A 2,457-nucleotide genomic window follows, 5' to 3' on the forward strand; every position below is an offset into this window, starting at 1 on the left:
GTTCTCAACTACGCAGCCGCTCTGGGCATCGGTGTCCTAGTTCTGCAACACATTTTCGGCAATGAAATTGCCTGGCCGGTCCCGCTGGTGTCTTTCATCGTTCTAGTGGCAGTGGGGGCCGACTACAACATGCTGTTGGTTTCCCGGCTCAGAGAGGAATCGGTGGCCAATACCCGGCTCGGAGTTCTACGCACCGTCGCATACACCGGCTCGGTCATCACCTCGGCCGGTTTGATCTTCGCGGCGAGCATGTTCGGACTCATGCTGGGATCGATCGACGTGATGGTGCAGATCGGCTTCATCATCGGTATCGGGTTACTCCTGGACACCTTTCTCGTCCGCACGATTGTCGTCCCGGCGTTAGCAGCATTGCTCGGTGAGGCGAGCTGGTGGCCAGGGAGGGTGCACCGTGCGGACGGTGAGCCGGATTCCACCGAGCCGGGTGGTCCCCTGCCCGAGGACGATCTGACGGTGTCTAATCGCTGACGGCGGATTCAATCCGGCGTCAGCGTGGCAAGGGCGGACAGGCATTCTCGGTTCTCGCTGGGGAAGCGATACCACGACCGGTGTCGATTGCGCATTCGCGCGACGGTTCCGCCCGTGCCGTGGCTGCTCAGGCGCAAAGTTAGGCATCGCTGCCGACGGCGGCCTGGGATGCTTCTAGGTGCACCGGCCAACCGGCCAGGTGAGGTGAACACCAGACGGCGGCGGTCCATTGCACCGCCGCCGTCTGCAAGAGATGTGTTCAGTTTGGCACGACGACGAAATTCCCGTCGGCATGTTGGGCACGCAAGACCTTCTTGTCGAACTTGCCCACGCTGGTGCGTGGCACCTGGTCCACGAACGCCCAGTGCTGGGGGATCCACCAACGAGGGATCTCGTCGGGGCAATTGGCGAGGAACCATTCTCTGAGCTGATCGGCGGTTACGTCACTGTCGTGCGCCCGGACGACCACGGCTAGGGCGGTCTCCTGCCATCGATCGTGGGGGATGGCGATCACTGCGGCCTCGGCCACCTGCGGATGGCCCATGATGGTGTTCTCAAGCTCCACCGATGAGATCCACTCGCCGCCGGACTTGATGACGTCTTTCGATCGATCGGTGAGCGTGAGGTAACCGTCCGGGCTGATGTGGCCCACATCGCCGGTGCGCAGCCAGCCGTCACGGAATTTGTCGCTGTCCTCGTCGAGACGGTAATAGGCACCGGTGATCCACGGTCCCTTGACTTCCAGTTCCCCCACGGACTTGTCATCACGCGGAACCGGCATCCCGGCCTCGTCGGTGAGACGCATCTCGACGCCACAGATGGCACGGCCCTGACGCTTGCGATACGACATGGCCGATTCCGGTGCGACACCGGCCGGTGGTCGACTGACCGCGGCCAGCGGCGAGGTTTCCGTCATCCCCCACGCCTGGATGATCTGCACGCCGAACCTGTCGGCGAATCCCTCGATCAACGACTGCGGCACCGGCGCACCACCGCAGGCGACCAGACTGATCGACGACAGATCCACCTCGGGGTGCGATACCCCATACTGCAATAAATCGCTCCAGATGGTCGGGACGGCACCAGCTTTCGTGGGTCGATGTGTCTGGATCATGTGCGCCAGCGGAGCAGCTTGCAGGTAACGGTCCGGCATGAGTAAGTCGGCACCCGCCATGAGGGACGCGTAGGGAAGACCCCAGGCACTGGCGTGGAACATCGGCACCACGGGCAGGACTCGGTCCCCTTCCTCCACGGCGAGCGCATTACCGGTGCAGGCTGCCATCGAGTGCAGGAACACCGACCGGTGGCTGTAGACGACCCCCTTGGGGTCTCCCGTGGTTCCGCTGGTGTAGCACATACCCGCCGCCGATCTCTCATCGGGATCTGTCCACGGGAACACCGGCGACTCCGCGGCGAGTGCGTCCTCATACCGGATGATGTCGACGCCGTTGCCCTCCAGCGCCGACACCTCTCCATCGCCGGCGACGAAAACGACGCGTACGGTCGACAGGCCCGGCAGGACCGGTGCCAACAACGGCACCAGGGAACTATCAGTGATGATGACCCGGTCCTCGGCGTGGTTCGCGATGAACTGCAGTTGGGACGCAGACAACCGCAGATTCAGGGTGTGCAAGACGGCACCCATGGCGGGAACCGCTGCGTACGCCTCCAGATGTTCCTGGTTGTTCCACAGCAAAGTAGCGACACGGTCATCGTCGCCAACACCGGCACGACGCAGAGCATTGGCCAGCTGACCGCATCGTTCCTCAAGGGACCCGTAGGTCGTGGTCCGAGCCGGTTCGTTTCCGCCGTAGGTGATGACCTGCCTTGCGGCGTGATTCGTCGCGACGTGGCGGAGGATCGACGCCACCGTCAAGGGCACATCCTGCATCGTGCTCTTCATGGGAACTCCTTCTGCGGCGCAGCCGCCTTATTCAGCTGGGCCATAGTCCTGGATCTGCCAGCCCTGGG

Annotated in this window: 2 protein-coding genes; one reads left to right on the forward strand and one right to left on the reverse strand. The window is 63.1% G+C overall.

Annotated elements, in window-relative coordinates; genetic code table 11:
- Positions 1–486, forward strand: a 486-nt coding sequence (locus GM1_RS21175; protein WP_008382346.1) for an MMPL family transporter, incomplete at its 5' end; no start/stop codon positions are given.
- Positions 487–745: 259 nt separating this feature from the next.
- Here GM1_RS21175 and GM1_RS21180 read toward each other — a convergent pair.
- Positions 746–2,389 (reverse strand): long-chain fatty acid--CoA ligase, encoded by a 1,644-nt coding sequence (locus tag GM1_RS21180; RefSeq protein WP_008382348.1) that lies wholly within the window; start codon positions 2,387–2,389, stop codon positions 746–748.
- Positions 2,390–2,457 lie beyond the last annotated feature (68 nt).

Source organism: Gordonia malaquae NBRC 108250 (assembly GCF_000344135.1).
Classification (GTDB): Bacteria; Actinomycetota; Actinomycetes; order Mycobacteriales; family Mycobacteriaceae; genus Gordonia; species Gordonia malaquae.